Annotated in this window: 17 protein-coding genes; 7 read left to right on the top strand and 10 right to left on the bottom strand. The window is 62.0% G+C overall.

Annotation, left to right across the window (positions count from 1 at the left end; translation table 11 throughout):
- Window positions 1-79 precede the first annotated feature (79 nt).
- On the bottom strand, window positions 80-763 hold the full coding sequence (locus QD357_RS06680; protein WP_107109946.1) for a TetR/AcrR family transcriptional regulator: 684 nt from the start codon (window positions 761-763) through the stop codon (window positions 80-82).
- A gap of 99 nt (window positions 764-862) precedes the next feature.
- Between QD357_RS06680 and QD357_RS06675 the strand changes: the two genes are divergently transcribed.
- Genes QD357_RS06675 through QD357_RS06665 form a run of 3 tightly spaced genes read left to right on the top strand, consistent with a single transcriptional unit; the run spans window position 863 to window position 6372 of the window.
- A complete protein-coding gene (locus tag QD357_RS06675; protein ID WP_245407525.1) occupies window positions 863-2158 on the top strand; it encodes an efflux RND transporter periplasmic adaptor subunit in 1296 nt (431 codons plus the stop codon).
- Between the two features lie 8 nt (window positions 2159-2166).
- Window positions 2167-5310: an efflux RND transporter permease subunit gene (locus tag QD357_RS06670; protein ID WP_107109720.1), complete on the top strand. Its 3144-nt coding sequence runs from the start codon at window positions 2167-2169 to the stop codon at window positions 5308-5310.
- A 39-nt stretch (window positions 5311-5349) separates the two neighbouring features.
- The gene (locus QD357_RS06665; protein WP_107109721.1) at window positions 5350-6372 is read left to right on the top strand and encodes a zinc-binding alcohol dehydrogenase family protein; all 1023 of its coding nucleotides are present in this window, start codon (window positions 5350-5352) and stop codon (window positions 6370-6372) included.
- A 26-nt stretch (window positions 6373-6398) separates the two neighbouring features.
- On the opposite strand, the gene QD357_RS06660 is transcribed toward QD357_RS06665, so the two are convergent.
- The 5 genes from QD357_RS06660 to QD357_RS06640 form a co-directional block, all read right to left on the bottom strand.
- On the bottom strand, window positions 6399-9503 hold the full coding sequence (locus QD357_RS06660; RefSeq protein ID WP_107109722.1) for an efflux RND transporter permease subunit: 3105 nt from the start codon (window positions 9501-9503) through the stop codon (window positions 6399-6401).
- Window positions 9500-12619, bottom strand: coding sequence for an efflux RND transporter permease subunit (locus QD357_RS06655; protein WP_107109723.1), 3120 nt, complete (start codon window positions 12617-12619; stop codon window positions 9500-9502). The genes QD357_RS06660 and QD357_RS06655 overlap by 4 nt, the downstream gene beginning before the upstream one ends.
- The gene (locus QD357_RS06650; protein ID WP_107109724.1) at window positions 12616-14160 is read right to left on the bottom strand and encodes an efflux RND transporter periplasmic adaptor subunit; all 1545 of its coding nucleotides are present in this window, start codon (window positions 14158-14160) and stop codon (window positions 12616-12618) included. The genes QD357_RS06655 and QD357_RS06650 overlap by 4 nt, the downstream gene beginning before the upstream one ends.
- Window positions 14161-14523: 363 nt before the next feature.
- Window positions 14524-15687 carry an amidase gene (locus tag QD357_RS06645; RefSeq protein ID WP_107109725.1) on the bottom strand — a complete coding sequence of 388 codons (1164 nt, stop codon included), beginning with the start codon at window positions 15685-15687 and terminating at the stop codon, window positions 14524-14526.
- Between the two features lie 200 nt (window positions 15688-15887).
- Complete coding sequence (locus QD357_RS06640) at window positions 15888-16997, bottom strand: RHE_PE00001 family protein (protein WP_107109726.1); 1110 nt, start codon at window positions 16995-16997, stop codon at window positions 15888-15890.
- A 172-nt stretch (window positions 16998-17169) separates the two neighbouring features.
- On the opposite strand from QD357_RS06640, the gene QD357_RS06635 reads away from it, so the two are divergent.
- Together QD357_RS06635 and cueR are read left to right on the top strand one after the other, a co-directional pair.
- Window positions 17170-19653 (top strand): heavy metal translocating P-type ATPase, encoded by a 2484-nt coding sequence (locus tag QD357_RS06635; RefSeq protein WP_107109727.1) that lies wholly within the window; start codon window positions 17170-17172, stop codon window positions 19651-19653.
- 11 nt (window positions 19654-19664) lie between these two features.
- The gene (gene cueR, locus QD357_RS06630) at window positions 19665-20051 is read left to right on the top strand and encodes a Cu(I)-responsive transcriptional regulator (protein ID WP_107109728.1); all 387 of its coding nucleotides are present in this window, start codon (window positions 19665-19667) and stop codon (window positions 20049-20051) included.
- A gap of 252 nt (window positions 20052-20303) precedes the next feature.
- Here cueR and QD357_RS06625 read toward each other — a convergent pair whose 3' ends face one another.
- Entirely contained in the window at window positions 20304-21494 is a 1191-nt protein-coding gene (locus tag QD357_RS06625; RefSeq protein ID WP_107109729.1) for an acetyl-CoA C-acyltransferase, read from the bottom strand.
- Between the two features lie 197 nt (window positions 21495-21691).
- Here QD357_RS06625 and QD357_RS06620 point away from each other — a divergent pair, with 197 nt between their 5' ends.
- Both QD357_RS06620 and QD357_RS06615 read left to right on the top strand, forming a co-directional pair.
- Entirely contained in the window at window positions 21692-21922 is a 231-nt protein-coding gene (locus tag QD357_RS06620; protein ID WP_107109730.1) for a type II toxin-antitoxin system VapB family antitoxin, read from the top strand.
- Entirely contained in the window at window positions 21922-22317 is a 396-nt protein-coding gene (locus tag QD357_RS06615) for a type II toxin-antitoxin system VapC family toxin (RefSeq protein WP_107109731.1), read from the top strand. Before QD357_RS06620 ends, QD357_RS06615 begins: the two co-directional genes overlap by 1 nt.
- Window positions 22318-22333: 16 nt before the next feature.
- Here QD357_RS06615 and QD357_RS06610 read toward each other — a convergent pair whose 3' ends face one another.
- From QD357_RS06610 to QD357_RS06600, 3 genes are all read right to left on the bottom strand, one after another.
- A complete protein-coding gene (locus QD357_RS06610; RefSeq protein ID WP_107109732.1) occupies window positions 22334-22642 on the bottom strand; it encodes a hypothetical protein in 309 nt (102 codons plus the stop codon).
- Between the two features lie 104 nt (window positions 22643-22746).
- On the bottom strand, window positions 22747-24186 hold the full coding sequence (locus tag QD357_RS06605; RefSeq protein ID WP_107109733.1) for an MFS transporter: 1440 nt from the start codon (window positions 24184-24186) through the stop codon (window positions 22747-22749).
- Between the two features lie 203 nt (window positions 24187-24389).
- Window positions 24390-25052 carry a sulfite oxidase-like oxidoreductase gene (locus QD357_RS06600; protein WP_107109734.1) on the bottom strand — a complete coding sequence of 221 codons (663 nt, stop codon included), beginning with the start codon at window positions 25050-25052 and terminating at the stop codon, window positions 24390-24392.
- Between the last annotated feature and the right edge of the window lie 47 nt (window positions 25053-25099).

Genomic DNA, 25099 nt, shown 5'->3' with positions numbered 1-25099 from the left:
CCATGCCGGCATTGCTCTTTTGGTGAGAGCGTAGGCTCGAAACGTGCGCGGCTGTTTTCCTGGAAAAGAGCACTGAACCCTATCGCGGCTTCCGATGCGGCTGCACACCCGCGACGAAGATTGCGATGCATTGACGTAAGTGCCGCAGACGGGTTTCGCGGTCGGGCCAGTCGTTCAGCTTGCCGGGATGCGAAATCATCGCGCCGAAGATCATGTTCATCAGCATGCGCGCACCGCTAATGGCATCGACAATTTCGATGAGACCGCGTTTCTGCTGCAGATGGAGCCAATCGGCGAGCATTTGTCGCGACTGTTCGGCGCCGTAGGTGCGCAACAGCGCTGCCATCTCGGGAAATTGCTGCGCTTCGCTCACAATGAGGTGAATGAAAGCTTCGCGGTCCCGCTCCGCCGCCTCATCGATATCGATCATGAAAATTTGTTCCAACGCCCTGTCGAGCGGCAGATTTTCCTCGGGATCGCGCGGCAGGGCCAGCATCGAGGCGCGATGCCTGGCGATGATCGCCATGAAAAGTTCGGTCTTGCTCGAAAACAAGCGATAGAGGGTTTGCTTGGAAATCCGGCACCGTGCCGCCACGAGATCCATGGTCGTACCGCCGTAACCAAGCTCATGAAACGTCGCGCGGGCCTCCGTCAGGATCTCCGCCCGCTTTGCGTCGTCACTCGCCGTCTTCGGACGGCCGCGCGGCCGGCGAGCGGCGGTTTGATCTGCATCTCTTGCCCTTAGCTCCGTCCGAGCTTCCATCTTCACCTCAAAAAAAGCCAAATGAGATTGACATTTACAGCGGTAGAAATATTTTCCGTACTAATTGGTACTGTAATTAAGACGATGGGAAATAGCAACGTGGGAAAGCTCGCCTCTTCTACCCGTGTATTCATACGTCCGGCGACATCCGAACGCCTCCTAGCCTCGCGGATCTCACTGATCGCAGCCGGGGTCGCCGCCACGTTGCTGCTGGCGGGCTGCAATGAGCAGAAGGCTGCTCAAAACAATGCACCGGCCGTCAAGACCGAAGTCAGCGCCATGACGCTGCATCCGCAATCGGTTGCGATCACCGCCGAGCTGCCCGGCCGCACCAGCGCCTATCTGATTGCCGAAGTGAGGCCGCAGGTCGGCGGCATCATTCGCAGCCGTAATTTCAAGGAAGGCAGCGAAGTCAAGGCGGGCGACGTGCTCTACGAAATCGACCCCGCCACCTATCAGGCCGCCTTTGACAGCGCCGCCGCCGCTCTGCAGAAGGCGGAAGGCGCCATACCGAGTGCGCAGGCCAAGATGGACCGTTACAAGGGCTTGAGTGCCCAGAACGCCGTCAGCCAGCAGGATTACGACACTGCGCAGGCGACCCTGGTCCAGGCGCAGGCCGATGTCGCCTCGGCCAAGGCCGCGCTCGAGACTGCACGCATCAATCTCGACTATACGAAATTGCGCGCACCGATCGGCGGCCGCGTCGATGCCTCGACGGTCACCGTCGGCGCGCTCGTCACCGCCGACCAGACGACGGCGCTGACCACGATCCGCCAACTCGATCCGATCAATGTCGACGTCACGCAGTCGAGCACCAACCTGCTTGAGTTCCGCCGCGCCATTGCGGAAGGCCGATTGAAGACCAGTGGCGACAACGTCTCCGTCCACCTGACGCTGGAAGACGGTTCCGAGTACAAGGAAACCGGTAAACTCCAATTTTCGGAGGCCTCTGTCGCCGAGACCGTCGGAACGATCACCGTGCGCGCGGTCTTCCCCAATCCGGAACGCGTATTGCTGCCCGGCATGTATGTTCGCGCCAGCATCGAGGAAGCCATCGCGGAAAACAGCTATCTCCTGCCGCAGCGTGCAGTCTTCCGCAACACCAAGGGCGAACCGACGGCGATGTTCGTGACCGCCGACAACAAGGTGCAGCAGCGTGTGCTGAAGGTGCAAAGAAGTGTCGGCAATAGCTGGCTGGTAAATGAAGGCATGGCCGATGGTGACCGCCTGGTCGTGGAAGGCAGCCAGCGCGTCCGGGACGGCCAGGAGGTCAATGTCGCCGCTGTCACGATCGACGACGCGACCGGCGAAGTGAAGCAGGTCGCCGGGGAGCCCGCCGAACAGGCCAAGCTGGAAAAGACCGATCCCCAGCCCGCCTCCGGCGCTCAGAAGTGAGGTAAGCGATGTCGCGCTTTTTCATCGACCGGCCGATCTTTGCCTGGGTCATCGCCATCGTCATCATGCTGGCGGGGGCGCTGTCGATCTTCACCTTGTCGATCTCGCAATATCCGCAGATCGCCCCGACGACGGTCAGCATCAACGCGACCTATCCCGGCGCCGATGCCGCAACCGTCGAAAATTCGGTGACCAAGGTCATCGAGCAGGGCATGACCGGTATCGACAATCTCGACTACATGACGTCGACGTCGACCTCGACGGGCCAGGCATCCATTTCGCTGACCTTCACCAACAAGGCCGATTCCGACGTGGCGCAGATGCAGGTGCAGAACAAGCTGCAGCTCGTCACGGCGCAATTGCCGCAAACGGTGCAGTCGACGGGTATCACCGTTTCCAAGTCGACATCGAACTTCCTGATGGTCGTGGGCTTCGTGTCGAAAGACGGCAAGCTGAATTCCAACGACCTTGCCGACTATGTTTCCAGCACGCTGAATGACACGCTGAAGCGCATCGAAGGCGTTGGCAACACGCAGATCTTCGGCGCCGGTTATGCCATGCGCATTTGGGTCGATCCGGATAAGCTGGCCAAATACCAGTTGATGGTCAGCGACGTCACCAGCGCGATCCAGTCGCAGAATTCGCAGGTCTCGGCCGGCCAGCTCGGTGCGCTGCCGCAGCGCAAGGGCCAGCAGCTCAACGCGACGGTTACGGCCAAGAGCCGCCTGCAGACGCCCGAACAGTTCAACAACATCATCCTGAAGAGCCAGTCCAACGGCTCGCTGGTCCGCCTCAACGATGTCGCGACGGTCGAGCTCGGAGCAGAAAGCTACAACACGTCGAGCACCTATAACGGCCATCCCTCGGCCGGTCTCGCCGTCATGCTCGCGTCCGGCGCCAATGCCATCAATACCGCAGAAGCCGTGAGATCGACCATCGACAGCCTGAGGCAGACCCTGCCGCCGAATGTCGAAATCGTCTATCCCTACGACACGACGCCCTTCGTCAAGCTATCGATCGAAGATGTGGTCAAGACGCTGTTCGAAGCCATCGTGCTCGTCTTCATCGTCATGTTCGTCTTCCTGCAGAACATTCGCGCCACCTTGATCCCGACGCTCGCCGTTCCGGTCGTGCTGCTCGGCACCTTCGGCGTGCTGTCGCTGTTCGGCTATTCGATCAACACATTGACGATGTTCGGCATGGTGCTGGCGATCGGCCTCTTGGTCGACGACGCGATCGTCGTCGTCGAAAACGTCGAGCGCGTGATGGAGGAAGAGGGGCTTTCGCCACGCGAGGCGACGATCAAATCGATGCAGGAAATCACCGGCGCGCTGATCGGCATCGCGACGGTTCTCTCTGCCGTGTTCATCCCGATGGCCTTCTTCTCGGGCTCCGTCGGCGTCATCTACCGTCAGTTCTCGGTGACGATCGTCTCAGCGATGGTCCTGTCGGTCATTGTCGCGCTGATCCTCACGCCGGCACTCTGCGCCACCATTCTCAAGAAGCCCGAGCACGGTTCCAAGCAACGTGGCGCCTTCGGCTGGTTCAACCGCAATTTCGAACGCGCAACGCTTCGATACCAAAGCGGCATTCACGGCATGATCCGCCGCGCGGCCGTCTTCCTGCTGTTGTTCGTGTTGATCGGCGGCGCCGTCGGCTATCTGTTCAACCGCCTGCCAAGCTCGTTCCTGCCGGATGAGGATCAGGGCATCCTCCTGACCGCGATCCAGCTTCCGCCTGGCGCCACGGAATCCCGCACCTGGGCCGTGCTCAACCAGGTGAAGGACTATTATCTCAACAACGAGAAAGACTATGTCGAAGGCGCATTCGCTGTCGCCGGTTTCGGCTTCAGCGGTCAGGGCCAGAATGTCGGCATCGTTTTCGTCCGGTTGAAGGACTTTGCCGAGCGAAAGACGCCGCAATCGAAGGCGCAAGCGATCGCCGGCCGTGCCATGGGCGCCTTCTCGAAGATCAAGGACGGCAGCGTCTTTGCACTCGCGCCGCCCGCCATTCCCGGCTTCGGCAGCTCTAGCGGCTTCGACTTCTTCATCAAGGACATCAACGGCTCCGGCCATGCCGCGCTGATCGCCGCCCGCAACCAGTTGCTCGGCGCCGCCGCGAAAAGCCCGCTGCTCTTCGGCACGCGTCCCAATGGCCAGGAAGACACGCCGCAATATTCCCTGAACATCGATCAGGAGAAGGCGAGCGCGATGAACATCACGCTCTCCGACATCGACACGACGCTGTCGACCGCTTGGGGCGGCACCTATGTCAACGACTTCATCGATCGTGGCCGCGTCAAGAAGGTCTATGTCCAGGCGGATAAGAAGTTCCGCATGCAGCCCGAGGATTTCGGCCGCTGGTATGTGCGCAATTCCGATGGCGCCATGGTGCCCTTCTCCGCCTTCTCGAAGGGCGAATGGACCTATGGCTCGCCACGTCTCGAACGCTACAATGGTTCCTCCGCCGTCGAAATTCAGGGCGCTGCCGCTCCCGGCGTCTCGTCCGGCGTCGCCATGAACCAGATCGACCAGATCATGGCGTCTCTGCCGCCGGGCTTCAGCCACGAATGGACCAGCCTGTCAGCCCAGGAAAAGCTTTCCGGCAACCAGGCGACCCAGCTCTATGCCATCTCCATCCTGGTGGTCTTCCTGGCGCTGGCGGCCCTCTATGAAAGCTGGTCGATCCCGCTTGCCGTCATGCTTTCGGTGCCGATCGGCATCTTCGGCGCCCTTCTCGCCGCCACCATTTTCGGCCAGTCGAACGACGTCTATTTCAAGGTGGGCCTGCTGACGACCATCGGTCTGGCGGCGAAAAACGCCATCCTGATCGTCGAATTCGCGATCGAGCAGCAGGCGAACGGCAAGGATCTGATCCCGGCGACGTTGGAAGCAGCCCGTCAGCGCCTCCGACCGATCCTGATGACCTCGCTCGCCTTCATCCTCGGTGTGATGCCGCTGGCGATCGCTAACGGCGCGGGTTCCGGCAGCCAGAATTCGATCGGTATCGGCGTCATGGGCGGCATGATCTCGGCGACCGTGCTCGGCATCTTCTTCATCCCCTTGCTCTTCGTATCGGTGCGTCGCATCTTCAAGGGTGGGAAGCGGCCGACGACCGCGGCATCGGAGCCAACTCCGGACACGGCGCACTAACAAGCGTCACCTGCATGCGGCTTATGGGAGGAGAATGCTGTGATCAAGGCTTTGATGATCGAGGCGGAAAACGTGACGCGCTTCCACGACGTCGCGGAAGCGTCGCTCGGCGCCGGCCAGGTCCGTGTCGGTGTGCGGCACATCGGCCTCTGCGGCAGCGATCTCAACACCTTCAAGGGCCTCAACCCGCTGGTGAAGCTGCCGCGCATTCCCGGCCATGAAATCGGCGGCGAGATCCTTGCCGTCGGCCCTGGTGTCGATCCCGCCTATGCGCCCGGCCGCCGCGTCATCGTCATGCCCTATACCAATTGCGGAGAGTGCACCTCCTGCCGCAAGGGCCGCCTCAACGCCTGCCGCTACAACAAGACTCTCGGCGTGCAACAGGATGGCGGTTTGGCTGAAGAGATCGTGCTGCCGGCTGAAAAACTGATCCTCAACGATACGCTGCCGCCGCGCCACCTGGCACTGGTCGAGCCGCTATCGGTCGGCTTTCACGCTGTCGAACGCGGGCGCGTAGCAAAAGGCGAGCGCGTCGTCGTCCTTGGCTGCGGCATGATCGGCATGGGCGTCCTGATCGCCGCCGTCGCCCGCGGCGCCGAGGTCATTGCCGTCGATCTTAGCGAGGAAAAACGCGCGCTCGCCCGGCAATTCGGCGCCGTCGAGGCGATCGATGCCGGCAGCGAGGATGTTGTCGCCAAGATCAGCGAACTGACAGGCGATGACGGCGTGGATATTGCCTTCGAGGCCGTCGGCCTGCCCGCGACCTTCACCCAGGCCATCGATCTCGCATGCTTCGGCGGCCGCGTCGTTTATGTCGGCTATTCCAAGGCGCCGGTCACCTACCAGACGCAGTTCTTCAACCTGAAGGAACTCGACATCATGGGTTCCCGCAACGCCCTGATGCGCGATTTCCAAAACGTCATCAGCCATCTTGAGAAAATCGGCGACAAGGCCGACGCGCTGATCTCGAAGGTCTTTCCGTTTGAAGAGGCCGAAAAAGCGCTGCCCTATTGGGACAGCAACCGCAATGCGCTGAAGATCGTGATTGAGCGCGGCGCCTGACATTCGCACATTCCCGAACCGCCCACTCAAGACGTCGAAGATATCGGCGTCTCTACTTGCTGCTTCGTCGACCACCTACTGTGCAGTTTGGCTAGCATCAGGTAGATGATCGGCGTCGTGTAGAGCGTCAGGACCTGCGATACGATCAGGCCGCCGACGATGGTGATGCCGAGGGGACGGCGGAGTTCTGCGCCGGGGCCGGTGGCGATGATCAGCGGGATGGCGCCCATCAGGGCGGCGAGCGTGGTCATCAGGATCGGACGGAAGCGTTTCAGGCAGGCTTCGTAGATTGCCTCGTCCGACGGCAGGCCTAACATGCGTTCGCCCTGCAACGCGAAATCCACCATCATGATACCGTTCTTCTTGACGATGCCTATCAAGAGAATGATGCCGATGAAGGCGATGATCGTCAGTTCCGTGCCGCTGATGACCAGCGCCAGCAGAGCGCCGAGACCGGCTGAGGGCAGCGTCGAGATGATTGTCAGCGGATGCGCCAGGCTCTCGTAGAGGATCCCGAGAACGATATAGACCGTGAGCAACGCCGCCAGAAGCAACAGTGGCTGGCTGCTCGAAGATTGCGTGATGCTGGCCGCATCGCCGGCAAAATCCGCATGCAGCGTATCCGGCAGATGCATTTGCAGCACCGCCTGTTGGATGGCATCGTTTGCTGCTTCAAGCGTCGTATTGAGCGCCAGATTGTAGGAGATGGTCACGGAGGGATATTGCCCCTGGTGATTGACCACCAGCGGCGCCAGGGTCCGCTCGACCGACGCCACGGCACTGAGCGGAATCTGAATGCCGCCCGACGCCGGCACATAGAGCTTGGAGATATCGTTGGGATCGCGGGCGTAGCTGGGATCGGCCTCCAGCACGACGCGATATTGATTGCGCTGGGTATAGATGGTCGAAACTTGCCGCTGCGCAAAAGCATTGTTGAGCGCTGCGTCGATCGACTGGATACTGACGCCGAGCCGCGAGGCTTCGGCGCGGTTGATGTTGACCGTCGCCTGCAAGCCGTTCGGCTGCCGGTCGGTGGCGACATCGGTTAGCCCTGGCAGCTTCTGCATGCGAGCGAGCACTTTCGGCGCCCAATCCACCAGCTCGTCGTAGTTCGCACCCCAGAGCGTGAATTGATATTGCGACTGCGATTGGCGCCCGCCAGCGCGGATATCGCCCGGCGAAAACAGGAAGGTGCTGAGACCGGGAATGGCCATCAGTTGCTTACGCAGCCGGTCGATCACCTCGGCGGTCGAAACGCGTTCCGATTCGGGTTTCAGCGAAATGAACAATTGCCCGCGATTGATCGAACTCGAAAAGCCACCACCACCCACGGAAGAGCCGACACCGGAGACGGCCGGATCCCTGCCGACCATATCGGCCGCCTGTTGCTGCAACTTGGCCATGGCGGGATAGGAAATATCGGTTGCCGCCTCCGTGCCGCCCTGGATGTAGCCTGTATCGTCCTGCGGAATGAAGCCTTTCGGCACCTTGACATAGAGATAGCCGGACATGACGACGCAGGCGAGGATGACGAGGACGGAGAGCACGCGATGATGCAGCACCGCCTTCAGCGTCCGGCCATAGAAATTGGTGATTGCGCCGAGCGTCCCTTCGACGATCCGGCCGAACAAACCCGGTCGGGCTTCCATATCGCGCGCCCGCAGCCGGTGGCCGCAGATCATCGGCGTCAGCGTCAAGGACACCAAGGTCGAGACCACGATGGTGAAGCCGAGCGTCAGCGAGAACGTCTGGAAGAAACGGCCGACGATGCCGCCCATGAAGAACAGCGGAATAAAGGCGGCAAGCAAGGAGAGGCTGATCGAAACGACCGTGAAGCCGATCTGTTTCGCGCCTTCGAGTGCGGCCCGCATCGGCTTCATGCCGATTTCGAGATTGGCGTAGATGTTCTCGATCATCACGATGGCATCGTCGACGACGAAGCCGACGGAAACGGCAAGCGCCATCAGCGACAGATTGTCGATCGACAGTCCGAAGAGCCACATGGCGGCGAAGGTGCCGCAGAGCGACAATGGCACGGTGACCCCGGCCGCGAAGGTGGTTGTTGCGCGCCGCAGGAAAACGAAGACCACAGCCATGACCAGGCAGATGGTGGCGAGCAGCGTCCATTGCATGTCGGTGACGCTGGCATGGATCGTTGTGGTGCGGTCGGAGAGAACCGCGATGCGGACACCGGACGGGATGAGGCTCTGCAATTCGGGGATCAGCGCCTTGACGCCATCAACCGTGGCAATGACGTTGGCGTCCGCTTCCTTGGTGATGTTGAGCAGCACGGCCGGTTTGCCGTCATACCAGGCATCCGAGCGGCTGTTGCGCACGCCCGGCTCGACCGTGGCGACATCGGAAAGGCGAACGGCCGTGCCGTCGCCGCTTTGTACGATGATCCGGCCATAAGCCTCAGGGGTCCGTAACTGACCATTCATGGAAATGGAGAAGGCAGCGCTGTTGCCGTCGATCGAGCCTATAGGGCCGAGCACATTGGCATTGACGATTGCCGTACGGATGCTGTCCAGCGACAGGCCCATGGCGGAGAGCCTATCGGGATCGAGCCTCACGCGCACGGCCGGCTGATCGGCGCCGCTGACGGTGACGCCGCCGACGCCGTCCACCTGCGAGATGCGCTGCACCACCACGGTATCGGCCGCGTCGTAGATGGCGCTCGGCGATACATTGTCCGATGTCAGCGCCAGGATCAGCACAGGTGCTGCGGCCGGGTTGATCTTGCGGAAGGAGGGCAAGGTCGGTAGATCGCCGGGCAGATCGGTCGCGGCCGCGTTCAGCGCAGCCTGCACATCCTGCGCCGCGCCATCGACACTGCGCGACAGATCGAATTGTGCGACGATGCTGCTCGATCCAAGTGAGCTGACCGAGGTCAACTGCGTGATGCCGGCGATGGTGCCGAGATGTCGCTCAAGGGGCGCTGCGACGCTTGCCGCCATGCTGGCGGGGTCGGCGCCGGGACGGCTGGCGGAAACGACGATCGTCGGCAGATCGACGGTCGGCAGGCTCGCCACCGGCAGGAAGCGGTAGGAAACGATGCCGAGGATCATCAACCCGATCGCCAGAAGCGTCGTCCCGACAGGACGTTTGATGAACGGCTCGGAGAGATTCATGTCCCGCCACCCGCAACTTCGTCCAGTTCCTGAGCCGGCGTGCCGGTCGGCCGTCCGACGATCCGGGCTCGCAGGTTTTCGAAAGCGAGGTAGATCACCGGCGTCGTATAGAGCGTCAGAAGCTGGGACAGCACCAGGCCGCCGATGATGGTGATGCCGAGAGGGATGCGCAGCTCCGCTCCGGTGCCTTGCGCCAGCGCCAATGGCAGGGCGCCGAAGAGGGCCGCGAGCGTCGTCATCATGATCGGGCGGAAGCGCAGGATCGAGGCTTTCAGTATAGCCTCGCGCGGCGCCAGCCCCTCCTTGCGTTCGGCCTCCAGCGCGAAGTCGATCATCATGATCGCGTTCTTCTTGACGATACCCATCAGCAGCACGATGCCGATGAGCGCGATGATCGACAGGTCCTGTCCGAACAGCATCAGCGCCAGCAGCGCACCGACGCCCGCCGACGGCAAGGTCGACAGGATCGTCACCGGATGCACCGCGCTCTCGTAAAGCAGGCCGAGAACGATATAGATCGTCACGACAGCGGCGAGGATCAGCCAGGGCTCACCTGCAAGCGACGAGGCGAACTCCTCCGCATCGCCGGAATAGTTGCGCTGAATCGTATTTGGCATGCCGATATCGCGTTCCGCCGCCTGGACTTCGGTAACGGCCTCGCTGAGCGACGCGCCCTTGGCGAGATCGAAACTGAGGGTCACGGCCGGAAACTGTTCGTCATGGCTGATGACCAGCGGCGCCGTCATGAACGAAGCTGTCGTAAAGGCGTTGAGCGGCACCTGCGTGTCGCCGGCGCCTGCGACATAGAGCTTGTCGAGCGATTTCGGGTCGGATTGATATTGCGGTGCGGCCTCGAGGATGACGCGGTATTGATTGGCCTGACCGTAGATCGTGGCGATCTGGCGCTGGCCGAATGCATCGTTCAGCGTGTCGCTGACGGCCTGCATCGACACACCCAGTCGAGAGGCGGTTTCGCGGTCGACATTGACGAAGATGCGGCCGCCGCCCATCTCGACCTCCGAGGCGACGTCGATCAGCTTCGGGCTCTCCTGCAGCCGCTGCGCCAGTTTCTCAGCCCACTCCACCACGGTCGCGGTGTCCGTGCCGGTTAGCGTATACTGATAGGGTGCGCGGCTGACACGCGTACTGATCGAGATGCCACGCACGCTCTGGAAGGTAACGTGGATGCCCGGCAGATCGACCACTTCACCACGCATGCGGTCGATGATTTCGGCTGCCGACGCCGCGCGCTGGCCCCTGGGCTTCAATATGAGGCTGAGATTGCCGGTGTTGGACGTCAGGTTGCTGGCGCTGGTGCCGACGACCGAGACGATACCGGTTACGTCAGGGTCTTTGCGCAGCCGCTCAGCCACAGTCTCCTGCGTCTGTTTCATCGCTTCGAAGGAAGTGGTGGGCTCCGTCTCGACGACGGCGGTGATCAGGCCTGTATCCTGCGCCGGCAGGAAGCCCTTGGGAATGACGATGTAAAGCGCGATCGTAGCGGCAAGCGTCACCACCGTGACCAGCAGCATCAAGGCGCTGCGGTCCACCACCCAGACGAGGCTGCGGCGATAGCCCTCGATCAACCGTCCCATGCCGCGATCGGTACCCGCCAGCAAACCGCCGCGATGCTCTTTCGGCTTGCGCAGGATGCGGGCGCACATCATCGGCGTCAATGTCAGCGAGATCACCGCCGACACCACCACAGCGATGGTTAGCGTCAACGCAAACTCGCGGAACATGCGCCCGACGATGCCGGTCATGAACAGCAGCGGGATGAAGACGGCGATCAGCGAGAAAGTCAGCGAGATGATGGTGAAGCCGATTTCGCCGGCGCCCTTCAGCGCCGCCTGCATCGGTTTCTCGCCCTCCTCGATGTGGCGGGCGATGTTCTCGATCATCACGATGGCGTCGTCGACGACGAAGCCGGTACCGATCGTCAGCGCCATCAGCGATAGATTGTCGAGGCTGAAGCCGGCAAACCACATGACACCGAAAGTCGCGATCAGCGACAGCGGCAAGGCTACGCCGGCGATGAAGGTCGCCGTCACCGTTCGCAGGAACAGGAGAACAACGAGGATGACCAGGCCGATACTGACGACGAGCGTCCATTGCACGTCATGGATCGAAGCGCGGATCGTCTCGGTCCGGTCGTTGACGATGTCGAGCGAGATACCGGCCGGCAGCGCCTGCTTTAGTCGCGGAAGCTGCTGCAGCACGCTCTCGACCGTCTGAATGACGTTGGCGCCCGGCTGACGCATGATGTCGAGGATAACCGCTGGCTGGCCCTGATACCAAGCGCCGACGCGATTGTTTTCCAGCCCTTCGACAACGGTGGCGACGTCCTTCAACTGGACCGGCGCGTTGTTGCGATAGGCGACAATGACGGATTTATAGATGTTGGGATCGACGATCTGGTCGTTGGCGGCGAGCGTGAAGCTCTGCTGCGTACCGTCGAGCGCCCCTTTGGCGCCGGCAACACTGGCATTGGTAATTGCTGTGCGCAGATCCTCCAGTGCCAGGCCGTAGGAGGCAAGCCGTGGAAGGTCGGCCTGGATGCGGATTGCCGGCTTGACGCCGCCCTGAATGTTGACGTCGCCGACCCCTGTGACTTCGCTCAGCCGCTGCGCCATCATCGTATCGGCGAAATCGCTGAGTTCGCGGATCGAATAGCTATTGGAGCGCAATGCCAGCGTGACGATCGGCGTATCGGCCGGGTTCACCTTCGAGTAGGTCGGCGGATAGGGCAGCGTGCGCGGCAATGTCGAACCGGCGGCATTGATTGCCGCCTGAACGTCCTGAGCCGCGCCATCGATATCGCGGCCGAGATCGAATTGCAGCGTGATCTGGCTGATGCCGAAGGCGCTCGACGAGGTCATCGACGCCAGCGACGGGATCTGCCCGAGCGGCCGTTCCAGCGGCGCGGTCACCAATGCCGCCATCGTATCGGGATCGGCACCTGGCAATTGCGTCGTCACCCGGATCGTCGGAAAATCCACCTGCGGCAGCGGCGCCACCGGCAGGAAGAGGTAGCCGAGAATGCCGCCCAGCAGCACCGCGACCCCGAGAAGCGAGGTGGCAACCGGCCTGGAGATGAAGAGCGACGAGACGTTCATTGCTGTTGCGTTGACGTAGCGGATGGATTGGTGGAAGCGGCGTCGCCCCCGCCTGTATTACCGTTGGTATTGGCGTCATTGCCGCCGGCACCGTCCGCATTGTGCCTGCGGTGGCCACCGTTGCCGGCACCCTGGCCGCCATTACCGTTCTGGCCCCCACTACCGCCCTGGCCATTGTGCTGGCGATGCGGACGCTGGCCATCGCTGGCCGTATTGCCGTCAGTTTGAGCCTGATTGGGTTGAGCTGCGTTTTCGGCAACCGGCTGACCATCGACCGCGGGCGGCGTTGCGGCCGGTGCAGCCGCGCCGGCTCCGGCGGAAATCTGCACTTTCGAACCGTCCTGCAGCCGGGCAAAGCCCGTCGTCACCACCTTGTCGCCGGGGGCTAGACCATCGGCGATGACAGCCTGCACATCGTCCTGCTGGCGCACTGTTACCGGCTTCATGGCAACCGTTTGATCCTGCCGGACGATATAGACAAAGGTGCCGTTCGGGCCGCGCTGCACGGCGGCGGTCGGAATGACCGTCACACCCTTCAGCGTCTCGACGAGCAGGCGAGCGTTGACGAAGGCGCCCGGCCACAGCGCCAGCTTGTCGTTCGGGAAATTGGCTTTCAGCTTCACCGTACCCGTGGTCGGATCGACCTGGTTGTCGACCACCGCCAGCGTGCCGTTGTCGATCACCGTCTGGCCGTTGCTCGCGATCGCCTGGACGGAAAGTGCCCCCGTCGCGCTCGCTGCGTTAACGCGGGCAAGCTGCTGCTGCGGAATGGAGAACAGGACGGAAATCGGCTTGATCTGCGACAGCGTCACGATGCCCGTCGCATCCGACGAGCTGACGAGATTGCCGACATCGACATTGCGGATGCCGGTGCGCCCGTCGATCGGCGCCTCGATCGTCGTATAGTCGAGCGTCGCCTGCGCGCTTTCGATGGCTGCCTGGTCGGACTGGATCTGCGCCGTATATTGCGCCACCAGGGATGTCGAGGTATCGACCTGCTGCTGGGTACCCGAAGCGGTCGCCACCATGCGCTGAAAACGCTCGAGATCGCGTTTCGCACCAGCCAGCAAGGCCTCGTCCTGCGCCTTCTTGGCGATGGCCTGGTCGAGCTGGGCCTTATAGACGGCATCGTCGATGCGGGCGATGACGTCGCCCTTCTTGATATCCTGGCCTTCCTCGAAACCGATTTCGACGATCTTGCCGCTGACCTGGGCGCGCACCGTCACCGTGTTCAGCGCCTTCACCGAGCCGACACCGTCGATATAGACGGGCACATCGGTGGATTTTGCATCCGCCGCCAGCACCGGGACCGGGCCAGTGAATTGCGAAAGGCTGCCACGCCGCCGTCCGCCGCCTTGACCAAAACCCTGACCCTGATTGCCACGGCGTTCGCCCTGGGCCTGCTCGCCGGGCGCAGCCGCGCTCTGATAGCCGAGCAGACGCTCGGCGCTGCCAAGCCAGCGCTCACGCGTCACATAGGCGCCATAGGCCACGGCGCCAATCACTGCTATCGACATCAGGACCCGAAATGTCCGAGCCATCAACACACCTTCCTTCACAGCTCCGGCTTCAATGATCTGCCGGTGCGATACAGGCGCGACTTTAGCTTGCAGCTCGTCGCTAAGGAATTTGGTATGGCCATTAAATTTTGTCCATTTTTGTGTGGCTTAGCGCAACAAACTGTTACATTGGACGAAAATCAAGATTGCGGTTGTAGGCGAGGAAACCGCGGAGCACGTCCTCCTTGTCTTACAAACTCTGGGCAACGCCTATGGTTCGAACGCCTTGGTGTTTCCACTCAGGCCTTGCCGCCGGCGCCTCTCGCTTTACGTGTGGACGCCGATAAAATGCGGATATTAGGTGGGCTAGTCGTCCGGCAATCGACGGGCCTGCTGGGACAGAAGTCACAGGCCTTCCAGCAGTTCCAGAAGGCCACCGTCGCTGTTGCGGCGGCCGATGACCGACAGCCCTACCGGTCCGCCATCCATCTTGCCGGCCGGCATGGAAATCTGCGGCAGGCCGGCATGGCCGGCGATGGAGAGAATACCGAGAGCCTGCTGGCGGTAGACTTCGAACATCTCTGGCGATGAATCCTTGCGGGGAGCAGGCCCCGGCGCCGTCGGAATGATGATCACCAGGCCGCCGGCAAGGGCTGCGTCCATCGCTCCGGCAATCTCGCGGCGAGTGGCATCCACCCTGGCAAAGGTCTCGTCGCTGACGGATCGGGCCGCAGCAAAACGCGAGGCGATATCCGGGCCGAGTTCGGCATCATGCGCCTTGACCCAGCCGCCCAACGCTTTCCATGCATCATAGCCCTGCCAGAAGCGATAGACCTCGGACCTTTCTTCCGGCCCGACGATCGGCAGCGGATCGGTAACGGTTTTGCCGAACCGGGCCGCGATCTTTTCCGCCGCCGGCCGCAGCAAGGCCGCAAGCCCCGGATCGATGCCTGTCCAGATATCCGAAGGCAGCCAGGCGGCCGAAAAATCCGTCTTGCCGGCAAGGCCGAGCGCGCGGCCGACACGAACCAATGTCCCGGCATCGCGGGCGAACCAGCCGAGCGTATCGAAACCCGGCCCGAGCGGCACCACGCCGCCCATGTCGATCGCCCCGTGACTGGGCCGCATGCCGAAAATGCCGTTGAAAGAGGCCGGCAGCCGCACCGAGCCGCCCGTATCCGTCCCCAGCGCGAAATCCACGAGACCGGCGCCGACCGCCGAAGCCGAACCAGAGGAGGAGCCGCCGGGCACACGGTCGGGCGCGGCACTGTTCAGCGGCGTGCCGTAGTGCGCATTGGTGCCCATCAGGCTATAGGCAAATTCATCCATATGCGTCTTGCCGGCAAGCACTGCGCCCTCGGCCAGCAGCCGGGCGACGACAGGTGCATGCGCCGCCGCCGGGCCATGCGCGCGCCGCCAGACCGGATTGCCATTGCCGGTGATCCGCCCTTCGACATCGATATTGTCCTTGGCGGCAAAGGTCAGCCCGGCCAACGAGCCGCTATCCCCGGTGCGAACGGGTTGCGCGAAGAGTTCGATGAAGGCATTGGCGGTATCGATCAGCGGCATGGGTGCCTTTCCGTGAAGGTAGGATAATAGGCTAGCGGCATTCCGCTCTGCGGACAATGACGGCTCTACCTTTCGATGAGCAATCTAGTGCAAGTCGCGCAAAAGTGTGCGGCGGTTTTGCGAAAATGACATGCAAAAACAAGGAGCTAAAGCGTTGGAGCGAATCTGAAGGATCGCGACGAGCTTTAGCGCTCACCGCGTCAAAGGACACCCCAGCCGCGATAGCGCCCGCGTCCTGTCATCTCGCGTATGCCGAGTTCGGCCACCAGATTGAGAGCACCACGGGAGGTGACGCCGACATGGCGTGCAACCATGCTGGCGGAGACGATGGGCCGGGAAAGCACGATCTCGATAACGCCGGGCAAACTGCTGTTCGACCGCCGATCCTTCAGCCGCTGTTCCATCTGTATCTTGGCGAGCGACAGGCGATCGAGCTCCTTCAGCCCCGCCTCCGCTGACAGTGCCATGGCCTCGAGAAACGCCGCCAGCCGTATCGTGCCGTCAGACGAGCGGCGGCGCTCGCGCCGAACGGACTTGAGGCCGGTATTGAGGCAGAAAAGATGTGACGTGACCTTGCCGCGGCTGCGAAGATAGGCACTGACGAGCAGGCTGCCCAGCCAGTGCTGCCGCCGCAGAGGCTCGATTCGCTCCCAGGCATCGAACAGCACGGCAGCCCCCAAAGCCGGCGGCAGGAGATCGGCCTGATGGATGACGGCGCGCCAGTTCTCCAGCCGCTCGTTTTCGTCCCAATCCTGATCTCGGATCAGGCCGAGCGGATCGTCCGTGGTCACAACCTTGGCTTCCGGGATCTTTCCATCCAGCACTTGGCCGGAGCGGGCGATGATGGCATCGATTTCGGCAAAATCCATGCCGAAATCATCTGCGTCATCGTCGTCGCCATCTTCTTCTGCTTCCGCCCTCTCCACGGAGATGAAGCGCGGCGTGGCCGTTTCCTCGGCATCACCGACATCGCCGCGCAAGGCGGCAAGACCGGCCATTCCCAGCCCCCAATCCGGCTCGCCGCTCCATAGCCGCCGCCGGGCGCGCAGCACGGCATGGGCGATGGTCAGCTCATGCGTCGGCGCGCGGGCATCCACATGCGCATCGTGCAGCACCAGATCCTCGACATGCACCAATTCGCCGCCGACCCAGAGCGCGCCGACCGCATCGAAAAAATGCCCACGTTCGCGAAAACCGTTGCCGACCACATGCCGCAACACCCGCTCATCCAGCCGCGCCAGCATATCCTCCGCCCTGGTCATCGCGGGCAGAAGCGTCGTCAGCGGTAGGGTGGCAAGATCATATCGCATTGGAATCACATGATTGATTCGATCTTACGGAAGTTAACACCCCTGGCGGCACCGGGATAGAAAGCAGCCTCTTTCAACTGTGGACGGTGATCACCATTTTTCCTCTTGACCTTCCAGCAACAGGAAGGTTCATAAACCTATCCGACGCCCGCTTCCGGTCACTGGAGTTCCCATGACATTGCATGACGAACACGAACACCACCACCATCAAGATGCACCGCAGGATGCGGTCATCCGCGATCCCGTCTGCGGCATGACCGTCGATCCTAAGGCCGGCAAGCCGTCATTGGATTATCGTGGCCATACTTTCCACTTCTGCAGCGAAGGTTGCCGCAGCAAATTCGAAGCGACGCCTGAACATTATCTGACGGCCAAAGACCCGGTCTGCGGCATGGATGTCGACCGCGCCACCGCGCGGCATTTCCTGAAGCATGAGGGCGAGAAATTCTATTTCTGCTCCACAGACTGCAAGGCCAAGTTCGAAGCCGATCCCACAGCCTATCTCGACGGCAACAGGCCGGCACCGAAGCCGATGCCGAAGGGCACGCTCTATACCTGCCCGATGCACCCCGAGGTCGTCAGCGACCATCCCGGCGATTGCCCCAAATGCGGCATGGCCCTGGAGCCAATGGGCGTACCGGCCGCCGATGAAGGCCCGAATCCGGAACTGGTCGATTTCACCCGCCGCCTCTGGGTCAGCGCCGCGCTGTCGCTGCCGCTGTTGACCCTTGCCATGGGGCCGATGCTCGGCCTGCCCTTGCGCGACCGGATCGGCGAGCCCGCTGCCACATGGATCGAGCTGCTGCTGGCGACGCCGGTCGTGCTCTGGGCCGCCCTGCCCTTCTTCCGCCGTGCATGGAATTCGGTTGTCAACCGCAGCCCCAACATGTGGACCTTGATCGGCCTCGGCGTCGGCACAGCCTATCTCTACAGTCTCGTGGCGACGCTGGCGCCCGGTATTTTCCCGATGAGCTTTCGCGGCCATGGCGAGGCTGTGCCCGTCTATTTCGAGGCGGCTTCGGTCATCGTCGCCCTGGTCTTCGTCGGCCAGGTGCTGGAGCTGAAGGCCCGCGAGCGCACCGGCTCGGCAATCCGCGCCCTGCTCGACCTCGCGCCAAAGACCGCCCGCCGTATCGGCAGCGACGACAGCGAGACGGACGTGCCTGTCGATGATATCCAAGCCGGCGACCGGCTGCGCGTACGGCCCGGCGAGCGCGTGCCGGTGGACGGCTCAGTCATCGACGGACAGTCGACCATCGACGAATCGATGATCACCGGCGAACCGCTGCCGGTCGAAAAGGCCGAGGGCGATGCGCTGACGGGCGGCACGATCAATAAAAACGGCACGCTGATCATGATTGCTGAAAAAGTCGGCGCGGAAACGACGCTGTCGCGCATCGTCGAGCTGGTCGCCAAGGCGCAGCGGTCCCGTGCGCCGATCCAGACGATGGTCGATCGTGTTTCGGCCGTCTTCGTGCCCGCCGTCGTGGTGGCCGCCATCATCGCCTTTGCGATCTGGGCCTTTGTCGGACCGGAGCCAAGGCTGGCGCATGCGCTGCTTGCCGCCGTCGCCGTCCTGATCATCGCCTGCCCCTGCGCTTTGGGGCTTGCAACGCCGATGTCGATCATGATCGCCACCGGCCGAGGCGCGCAGGAGGGAGTCCTGGTGCGCGACGCCGAGGCGCTGGAGCGCTTCGCCAAGGTCGACACCCTGATCGTCGACAAGACCGGCACGTTGACGGAGGGCAGGCCGAACCTGACCGATATCATCCCTGCCGCCGGCGTAGACGAGGCCCGCCTGCTGTCGCTTGCTGCGAGCCTGGAACGCGGCTCCGAACATCCGCTCGCCGAGGCGATCGTCGCCGGCGCGCAGGAGCGCGGCGCGAGCCTCGTCGATATATCCGACTTCGCAGCAAAAACCGGCAAGGGCGTGGAGGGTCGCGCCGGCGATACGGCGATCGCTCTCGGCAATGCCGCGATGATGACCGATCTCGGCGTCGCGACCGACGCGCTGCAGGCTGAAACCGAGCGTCTGCGCGGTGATGGCAAGACCGTGATGTTCGTCGCCCTCGATGGCCGATTGGCCGGCATTGTTGCCGTCGCCGACCGGATCAAGCCGACGACAGCGGCAGCCATCAAGGCGCTGCACGACAGCGGCCTGAAAATCATTATGGCGACCGGCGACAACGCCCAGACCGCCAAGGCCGTCGCCGCCCATCTCGGCATCGACGAAGTCCGCGCCGACATGTTGCCCGAAAGCAAGAAGGCACTGATCGACGAGCTCAGGGCCAAGGGTAATGTCGTCGCCATGGCCGGCGACGGCGTCAACGACGCGCCGGCGCTGGCCACAGCCGATGTCGGCATCGCCATGGGGACCGGCGCCGATGTTGCGATGGAAAGCGCCGGCATCACTCTGGTAAAAGGCGACCTCAATGGCATTGTCCGGGCGCGGCACCTTTCGGAAGCCACGATCCGCAACATCAAGCAAAACCTGGCCTTCGCCTTCGGCTACAACGCCCTCGGCGTGCCGCTTGCTGCGGGCGTGCTCTACCCGGTCTTCGGCCTGCTTCTTTCGCCGATGATCGCGGCGGCGGCCATGAGCCTTTCCTCGGTCTCTGTCATCGCCAACGCGCTGCGGCTGAGACTGGCGAAATAAGGAGAGTTCAGATGAATATCGGCGAAGCATCCCGCCGTTCCGGCCTGCCGGCGAAGACGATCCGCTATTACGAGGATATCGGCCTGATCAGCCCCGATCGCTGTGAAAATGGCTACCGCGACTACGGCTCGGACGACGTGCACAAGCTGCGTTTCCTGCACCGCTCCCGCAGCCTGGGCTTCTCCGTCGACGAGTGCCGGCAACTGCTGGCGCTCTACGAAGACAAAAGCCGCGCCAGCGCCGACGTTAAGGAAATCGCCACATCGAAGCTCACCGAGATCGACCGCAAGATCCGCGAACTGACCGAGCTGCGCCGCACACTGGAGCATCTGGTGCATGCCTGTCATGGCAACGATCGGCCGGATTGTCCGATCCTCGAGGAGCTATCGGAGGGGTGAAGTTGCTGCCTCGGCAGGTCAGGCGAATGCGTTGATGCCGGAACGACGTACCTGGCCCCTCACCCCCCTCTCCCCGCAAGCGGGGCGAGGGAGCTTTTCGTGCCCTACACTGCCCTCCGGCGGAGTGAAGAGGCGTTGTTTTGCACCGTCGTCCCTTCTCCCCGCATGAGCGGGGAGAAGGCTAGGATGAGGGGCCATGCCCGCAGGCGCGGCATCGGCAGACGCGCCTGACTTGCCCCATAATCCCTCCGGTCAATTCACCCGCTCCACCGCAATCGCCGTCGCCTCGCCGCCGCCGATGCAGAGGGCGGCGACACCCCGCCTCGCGCCCTGGCGCTGCAGCGCATGCAGCAGCGTCACGATCAGCCGTGCACCGGTGGCCCCGATGGGATGACCCAGCGCACAGGCGCCGCCATTGATGTTGAGGCGGTCGCGGTCGATACCGAGATCCTTGGCGGCGGCCATGGCGACGACGGCGAAGGCTTCGTTGATCTCGAAGAGATCGACATCGCCGACTTTCCAGCCGGTCTTGTCCAAGACCTTGCGGATCGCGGGGATCGGCGCGGTTGTGTACCAGGCCGGCTCTTGGGCATGGGTCGCATGCGCTCTAATCTCGGCGAGGATCGGTAGTCCTTCACGCTCGGCGATCGAGCGGCGTGTCAAGACCAGCGCAGCCGCGCCGTCCGCATTGGCCGAGGCGCTGGCGGCGGTGATCGTACCGTCCTTGCGGAAGGCCGGCTTCAGCGTCGGGATCTTTTCCGGCGAGACCTTCTGCGGATGCTCGTCCTTGTTGATCGTCACCGGACCGCCCTTGGCGGCAACGGAAATCGGCGTGATCTCGGCTTCGAACGCCCCCGTCTCGATCGCCTTGCGCGCACGCGTCAACGTCTCCACAGCATAGGCATCCTGGTCGTCGCGGCTGAACTGATAGGCTTCGACGGCCATCTCGCCGAATTCGCCCATCGAGCGGCCTTTTTCGTAGGCGTCTTCCAACCCATCGAGCATCATGTGGTCGAAGATGCGGTCATGGCCCAGGCGGTAGCCGCCCCGTGCCTTGGCGAGCAAATAGGGCGCGTTCGACATCGACTCCATGCCACCGGAAACCGCGATCGAGGCGGAGCCGGCAAGGATCAGATCATGCGCCAGCATGGTCGCCTTCATGCCCGAACCGCAGACCTTGTTGATCGTCGTAGCGCCGACCGCATCCGGCAATCCTGCGCCTCGCGCTGCCTGTCTGGCAGGGGCCTGCCCCTGCCCCGCCGGCAAGACGCAGCCGAACAGCACCTCATCCACCTTCTCCGCGGACAATCCGGCACGCTCCAAAGCAGCACGGATGACATACGAGCCAAGTTCCGGTGCCTGCAACGGAGACAATTCGCCTTGGAAACGGCCGAGCGGCGTGCGCGTAGCGGAGACGATGACGACAGGATCGGTGACAGACATGATGGCTCCTCACAATTTGCAAGTTAAGTGATCAAAACCATTGCTACCACGTTAAATGATGTTCGTCATGTAAATATCTCGGAAACATTTCCTCGCACAAAAAGCGTCCGCTATTGCACGATTTGGAATTGCCGGAATGATTGTTCGTTTCGCCGACATGCATTATGAATATCCATAATTTAGAAATTGGATATCCCATGCCTCTCTACATCAAAGACGATGCCATCGACCTGTTAGCGCGGCGCTACCAGGCGCTGACGAAAACGTCCACTAAAACCGAAGCCGTGCGGCTGGCATTGCAAAAGGCGCTGGACGAGGAGCTTGCCAAACCGTCGCTCGTCGATATCGCCGTCACCTTCTGTCGTAACCTGAAGCAGAAGGCAGCCACCAAAGAGACGGCCAATCCTCTTCCCGGGGAGGATGCCTGATGTTCATCGATGCTTCTGTGCTTGCCGCCATGATGACCGATGAGAATGATGCGCGTGAATTTGCCACGCGCATGCAGGCCGATACGGTGCGTATGACCTCACCTTCGACAGTGGCGCAGGCGGCGATCCATGTCGCCGCCATGCTCGATCTGTCTTTTATCGATGCCGGCGACGCGATCAGAACGTTTTTGACGCTGGTAAACATTCAACTGCTGGCCACGCCCCCGCGCGCGGCTTTTCTCGCGCTCGAAGCCTATGAGTGTTTCGGAAAAGGCCGCCATCCTGCCGATCTCGACTTGGACGATTGCATGGCCTACGCCTGCGCCCGCTATTATCGGCAACCGCTATTGGCGAAAGGCGACCGGTTCGGCCATACGGATATCGATATGGCCTAACCGGTCTGTATCGAAACTACTGTCCAGGGCAACGCGAGGTCGGACCGGCGGCATATGTGTTCGAAACGCCAACGGCGTTCGGCGCTGCGGCGCATTGCAACCTCGTTATCGCATCACCCGCACGGATGGGACCGGTGACCGACGGATCGGTGTTGATCGTGCCATCCGGAAGGATTGCGTCCTTGGAATGATCGACGACGCCAAAGTCGGTCTGGATTGCCTGTGCGTCGAAGGTCGTTGTGCGATGTTTGTGAGCGGGGCCAGCCAAAGCTACGCTGGATGCGCCAACGATGAGGGCGGAGATGGTAAGAGCCTTGAGCAGCATGGCACGTGTCTCCTATGAAGTTGAAACCCATTTTATATTATGAATCACGAAGATATTTTACACCATCGCATGGCCACACGTCACGCTTGTTTGATGGACCTGCATCACGTGTTCACGCGATGCCGCGACACTTCCGCGCCCGCATCATGCGGCAGGCGGAGGAATCGCAACGCCGACACGGCCCCGATCAGGCTGACAACGATGAACGCCCAGTGGAAATCGACCAGGGAAAGGCTTTCACCGCCATGAATGGTGCGCGAGAGATTGAGAACTGCGGCAGCGACGGCCACGCCGAGCAGCAACGACACTTGCTGCAGCATGCTCGATAGGGTCGAGGCGGAACTGCGCTGTGCGGCATGAATATCGGCAAAGCCGAGCGTATTCAGCGCAGTGAAGTTCATGGACCGCGAAAGTCCGGCAATGAATAGCAGGCAATATATTACGATGTCCGGCGTCGACGGGAACAGAAACGCACATGCGCCGATGCTGGCCGAGGAGATCAGGCCGTTGACGACGAGCACGTTGCGGAAGCCAAAGGCTTTCAACATCTGCGTGGTGATCGCCTTCATGCCGAGATTGCCGACGAAGTAGAACAGCAGATACGTACCGGCAGAGATCGCCGTCCGCCCAAAGCCCACCTGGAAGAGCAACGGGACCAAAAAGGGCGTGGCATTGATCGCCACCCGGCTCGCCGTTCCCGCCGAAAGCGTCGACATGGCGAAGGTCTGCACCTTAAAGGCGGAGAGATCGAGCAGCGGCGCATCGACCTTCATGAAATGCCGGGTGGCGATGACGGAGAAAAGCACGCCCGCAGCGATGAGCCCGAAGCTGGGAACCAATCCGGTCGTACCCTGCACGACGAATTCCAAACCGGCGAGCAGGAAGGTCAGCCCTGCCGCCGACTGGAGGAAACCGATAAAATCAAGCGGCGCAACCTTCTGCTCCCGCTGATCCGGCACGAACCGCAGCACGAGACCGAGACCGATGATGCCGATCGGGATGTTGATCAGAAAGTTCCAATGCCAGCTCAGATAGGTGGTGATGAAGCTGCCGAGCACCGGGCCGATAACGGGCGCCGTCAACGCCGGCCAAGTGATCATCGACATGGCATGCACGAGATCGGATTTGCGCGCGTTTTTCAGCACGATGATGCGACCGACCGGCGTCATCAACGCGCTGCCGATACCCTGCACCGCACGGGCGATGACGAATTCGGTCAAATTGCCGGAGAGGCCACAGAACAGCGATGCCACGGTGAAAACCGTGATCGATGCCAAGAACACCCGCCGTGCTCCATAGCGATCGCCGGCCCAGCCCGCCAGCGGCACGAAGGCAGCCATGGTGAGCAGATAGACCGTGATGCCGATGCTCATCGCCACCGGCTCGACACCGAACGTCGCCGCCATCTGCGGCAATGAGGTCGTGACGATCGTGCCGTCCAGGATCTGCATGAAGAAGGCGACGGCGACGACGAAAGCGATGATGCGGGATTGCCGGCCGAAATTTTCTTCGGAAGGCTGCTCTGTGGTCCGAACAACGGTCATGACATGAAATTTCAGAAAATGGCGTTAAGGGGCCGGGTGTCCCCGACAACAATCATACGATCATTGAATACGCCTGTAGGCATTGCTTGCAAAGCCGCAAACCCATGCCGGAGCCATCAAAAACTGGCACGGTGACATAAAAAATCGCGATCTCTGCCGGGTTTTCTTCGGTCGCACCTTCGGCCTGCAACGTCGTGCAGGGGTCAATCGTCCGAGTATCGCTGCTCCCGCCAGGGGTCCCCATACATGTGATAGCCGTTCTTTTCCCAGAAGCCCGCCCTGTCAGCACCGATGAGCTCGATGCGGCTCAACCACTTGGCGCTTTTCCAGAAATAGAGATGCGGCACGACGAGGCGCATCGGCCCGCCATGCTCGCGCGTCAGCGGCTGGCCTTCCCAGGCGGTGGCAAGGATCGCATCCTCGGCCGCGAAGTCCGCAAGGGGCAAGTTGGTGGTGTAGCCGTCATAACTCGTCAGCAGCACATGCTGCGCCTCGGGCGTCGGCATGGCGAGATCGAGCAGATCGCGCGTCGAGACACCCTCCCATCGGATATCATAACGCGACCATGTGGTTACACAGTGGATGTCGCTGACATGGGTGCTTTGCTCGATCGCCTGGAAAGCCACCCAATCGAGACTGAGCCGCTTTTCCACAAAGCCGAACACGTCGAGCCGCCAGCTCAAAAGCGACACCTGCGGCTGCTGACCGAGATCAAGCACCGGCCAGTTCCTGACGAGATGCTGCCCCGGCGGCAAGCGCTCTGTTTCCGGCCGGCTGATCCGCCCGGTCAGAAACTTGCCCTCCGCCGCCCAGCGGCGCTTGGAGGTAGTGAGCTTGCTATCGGCGGGGATCGGATCGTCGCTCATGCAGGTATCCTCTCTGCGGCGCAGAAATAGGATAGCGGAGCCGGGTG

This window comes from Rhizobium sp. BR 317, from assembly GCF_047445835.1.
Taxonomy (GTDB): Bacteria; Pseudomonadota; Alphaproteobacteria; order Rhizobiales; family Rhizobiaceae; genus Rhizobium; species Rhizobium paranaense.
This window is presented reverse-complemented; position numbering and strand designations above follow the sequence as displayed.

What these genes read in the sequence shown, in the direction of transcription:
- QD357_RS06680 (WP_107109946.1), bottom strand. Translation starts at nt 763, where the DNA reads ATGGAAGCTCGGACGGAGCTAAGGGCAAGAGATGCAGATCAAACCGCC.
- QD357_RS06605 (WP_107109733.1), bottom strand. Translation starts at nt 24,186, where the DNA reads ATGACCGTTGTTCGGACCACAGAGCAGCCTTCCGAAGAAAATTTCGGC.
- QD357_RS06615 (WP_107109731.1), top strand. Translation starts at nt 21,922, where the DNA reads ATGTTCATCGATGCTTCTGTGCTTGCCGCCATGATGACCGATGAGAAT.
- QD357_RS06645 (WP_107109725.1), bottom strand. Translation starts at nt 15,687, where the DNA reads ATGCCGCTGATCGATACCGCCAATGCCTTCATCGAACTCTTCGCGCAA.
- QD357_RS06600 (WP_107109734.1), bottom strand. Translation starts at nt 25,052, where the DNA reads ATGAGCGACGATCCGATCCCCGCCGATAGCAAGCTCACTACCTCCAAG.
- QD357_RS06610 (WP_107109732.1), bottom strand. Translation starts at nt 22,642, where the DNA reads ATGCTGCTCAAGGCTCTTACCATCTCCGCCCTCATCGTTGGCGCATCC.
- QD357_RS06670 (WP_107109720.1), top strand. Translation starts at nt 2,167, where the DNA reads ATGTCGCGCTTTTTCATCGACCGGCCGATCTTTGCCTGGGTCATCGCC.
- QD357_RS06655 (WP_107109723.1), bottom strand. Translation starts at nt 12,619, where the DNA reads ATGAACGTCTCGTCGCTCTTCATCTCCAGGCCGGTTGCCACCTCGCTT.
- QD357_RS06620 (WP_107109730.1), top strand. Translation starts at nt 21,692, where the DNA reads ATGCCTCTCTACATCAAAGACGATGCCATCGACCTGTTAGCGCGGCGC.
- QD357_RS06650 (WP_107109724.1), bottom strand. Translation starts at nt 14,160, where the DNA reads ATGGCTCGGACATTTCGGGTCCTGATGTCGATAGCAGTGATTGGCGCC.
- QD357_RS06660 (WP_107109722.1), bottom strand. Translation starts at nt 9,503, where the DNA reads ATGAATCTCTCCGAGCCGTTCATCAAACGTCCTGTCGGGACGACGCTT.
- QD357_RS06640 (WP_107109726.1), bottom strand. Translation starts at nt 16,997, where the DNA reads ATGCGATATGATCTTGCCACCCTACCGCTGACGACGCTTCTGCCCGCG.
- QD357_RS06635 (WP_107109727.1), top strand. Translation starts at nt 17,170, where the DNA reads ATGACATTGCATGACGAACACGAACACCACCACCATCAAGATGCACCG.
- cueR (WP_107109728.1), top strand. Translation starts at nt 19,665, where the DNA reads ATGAATATCGGCGAAGCATCCCGCCGTTCCGGCCTGCCGGCGAAGACG.
- QD357_RS06625 (WP_107109729.1), bottom strand. Translation starts at nt 21,494, where the DNA reads ATGTCTGTCACCGATCCTGTCGTCATCGTCTCCGCTACGCGCACGCCG.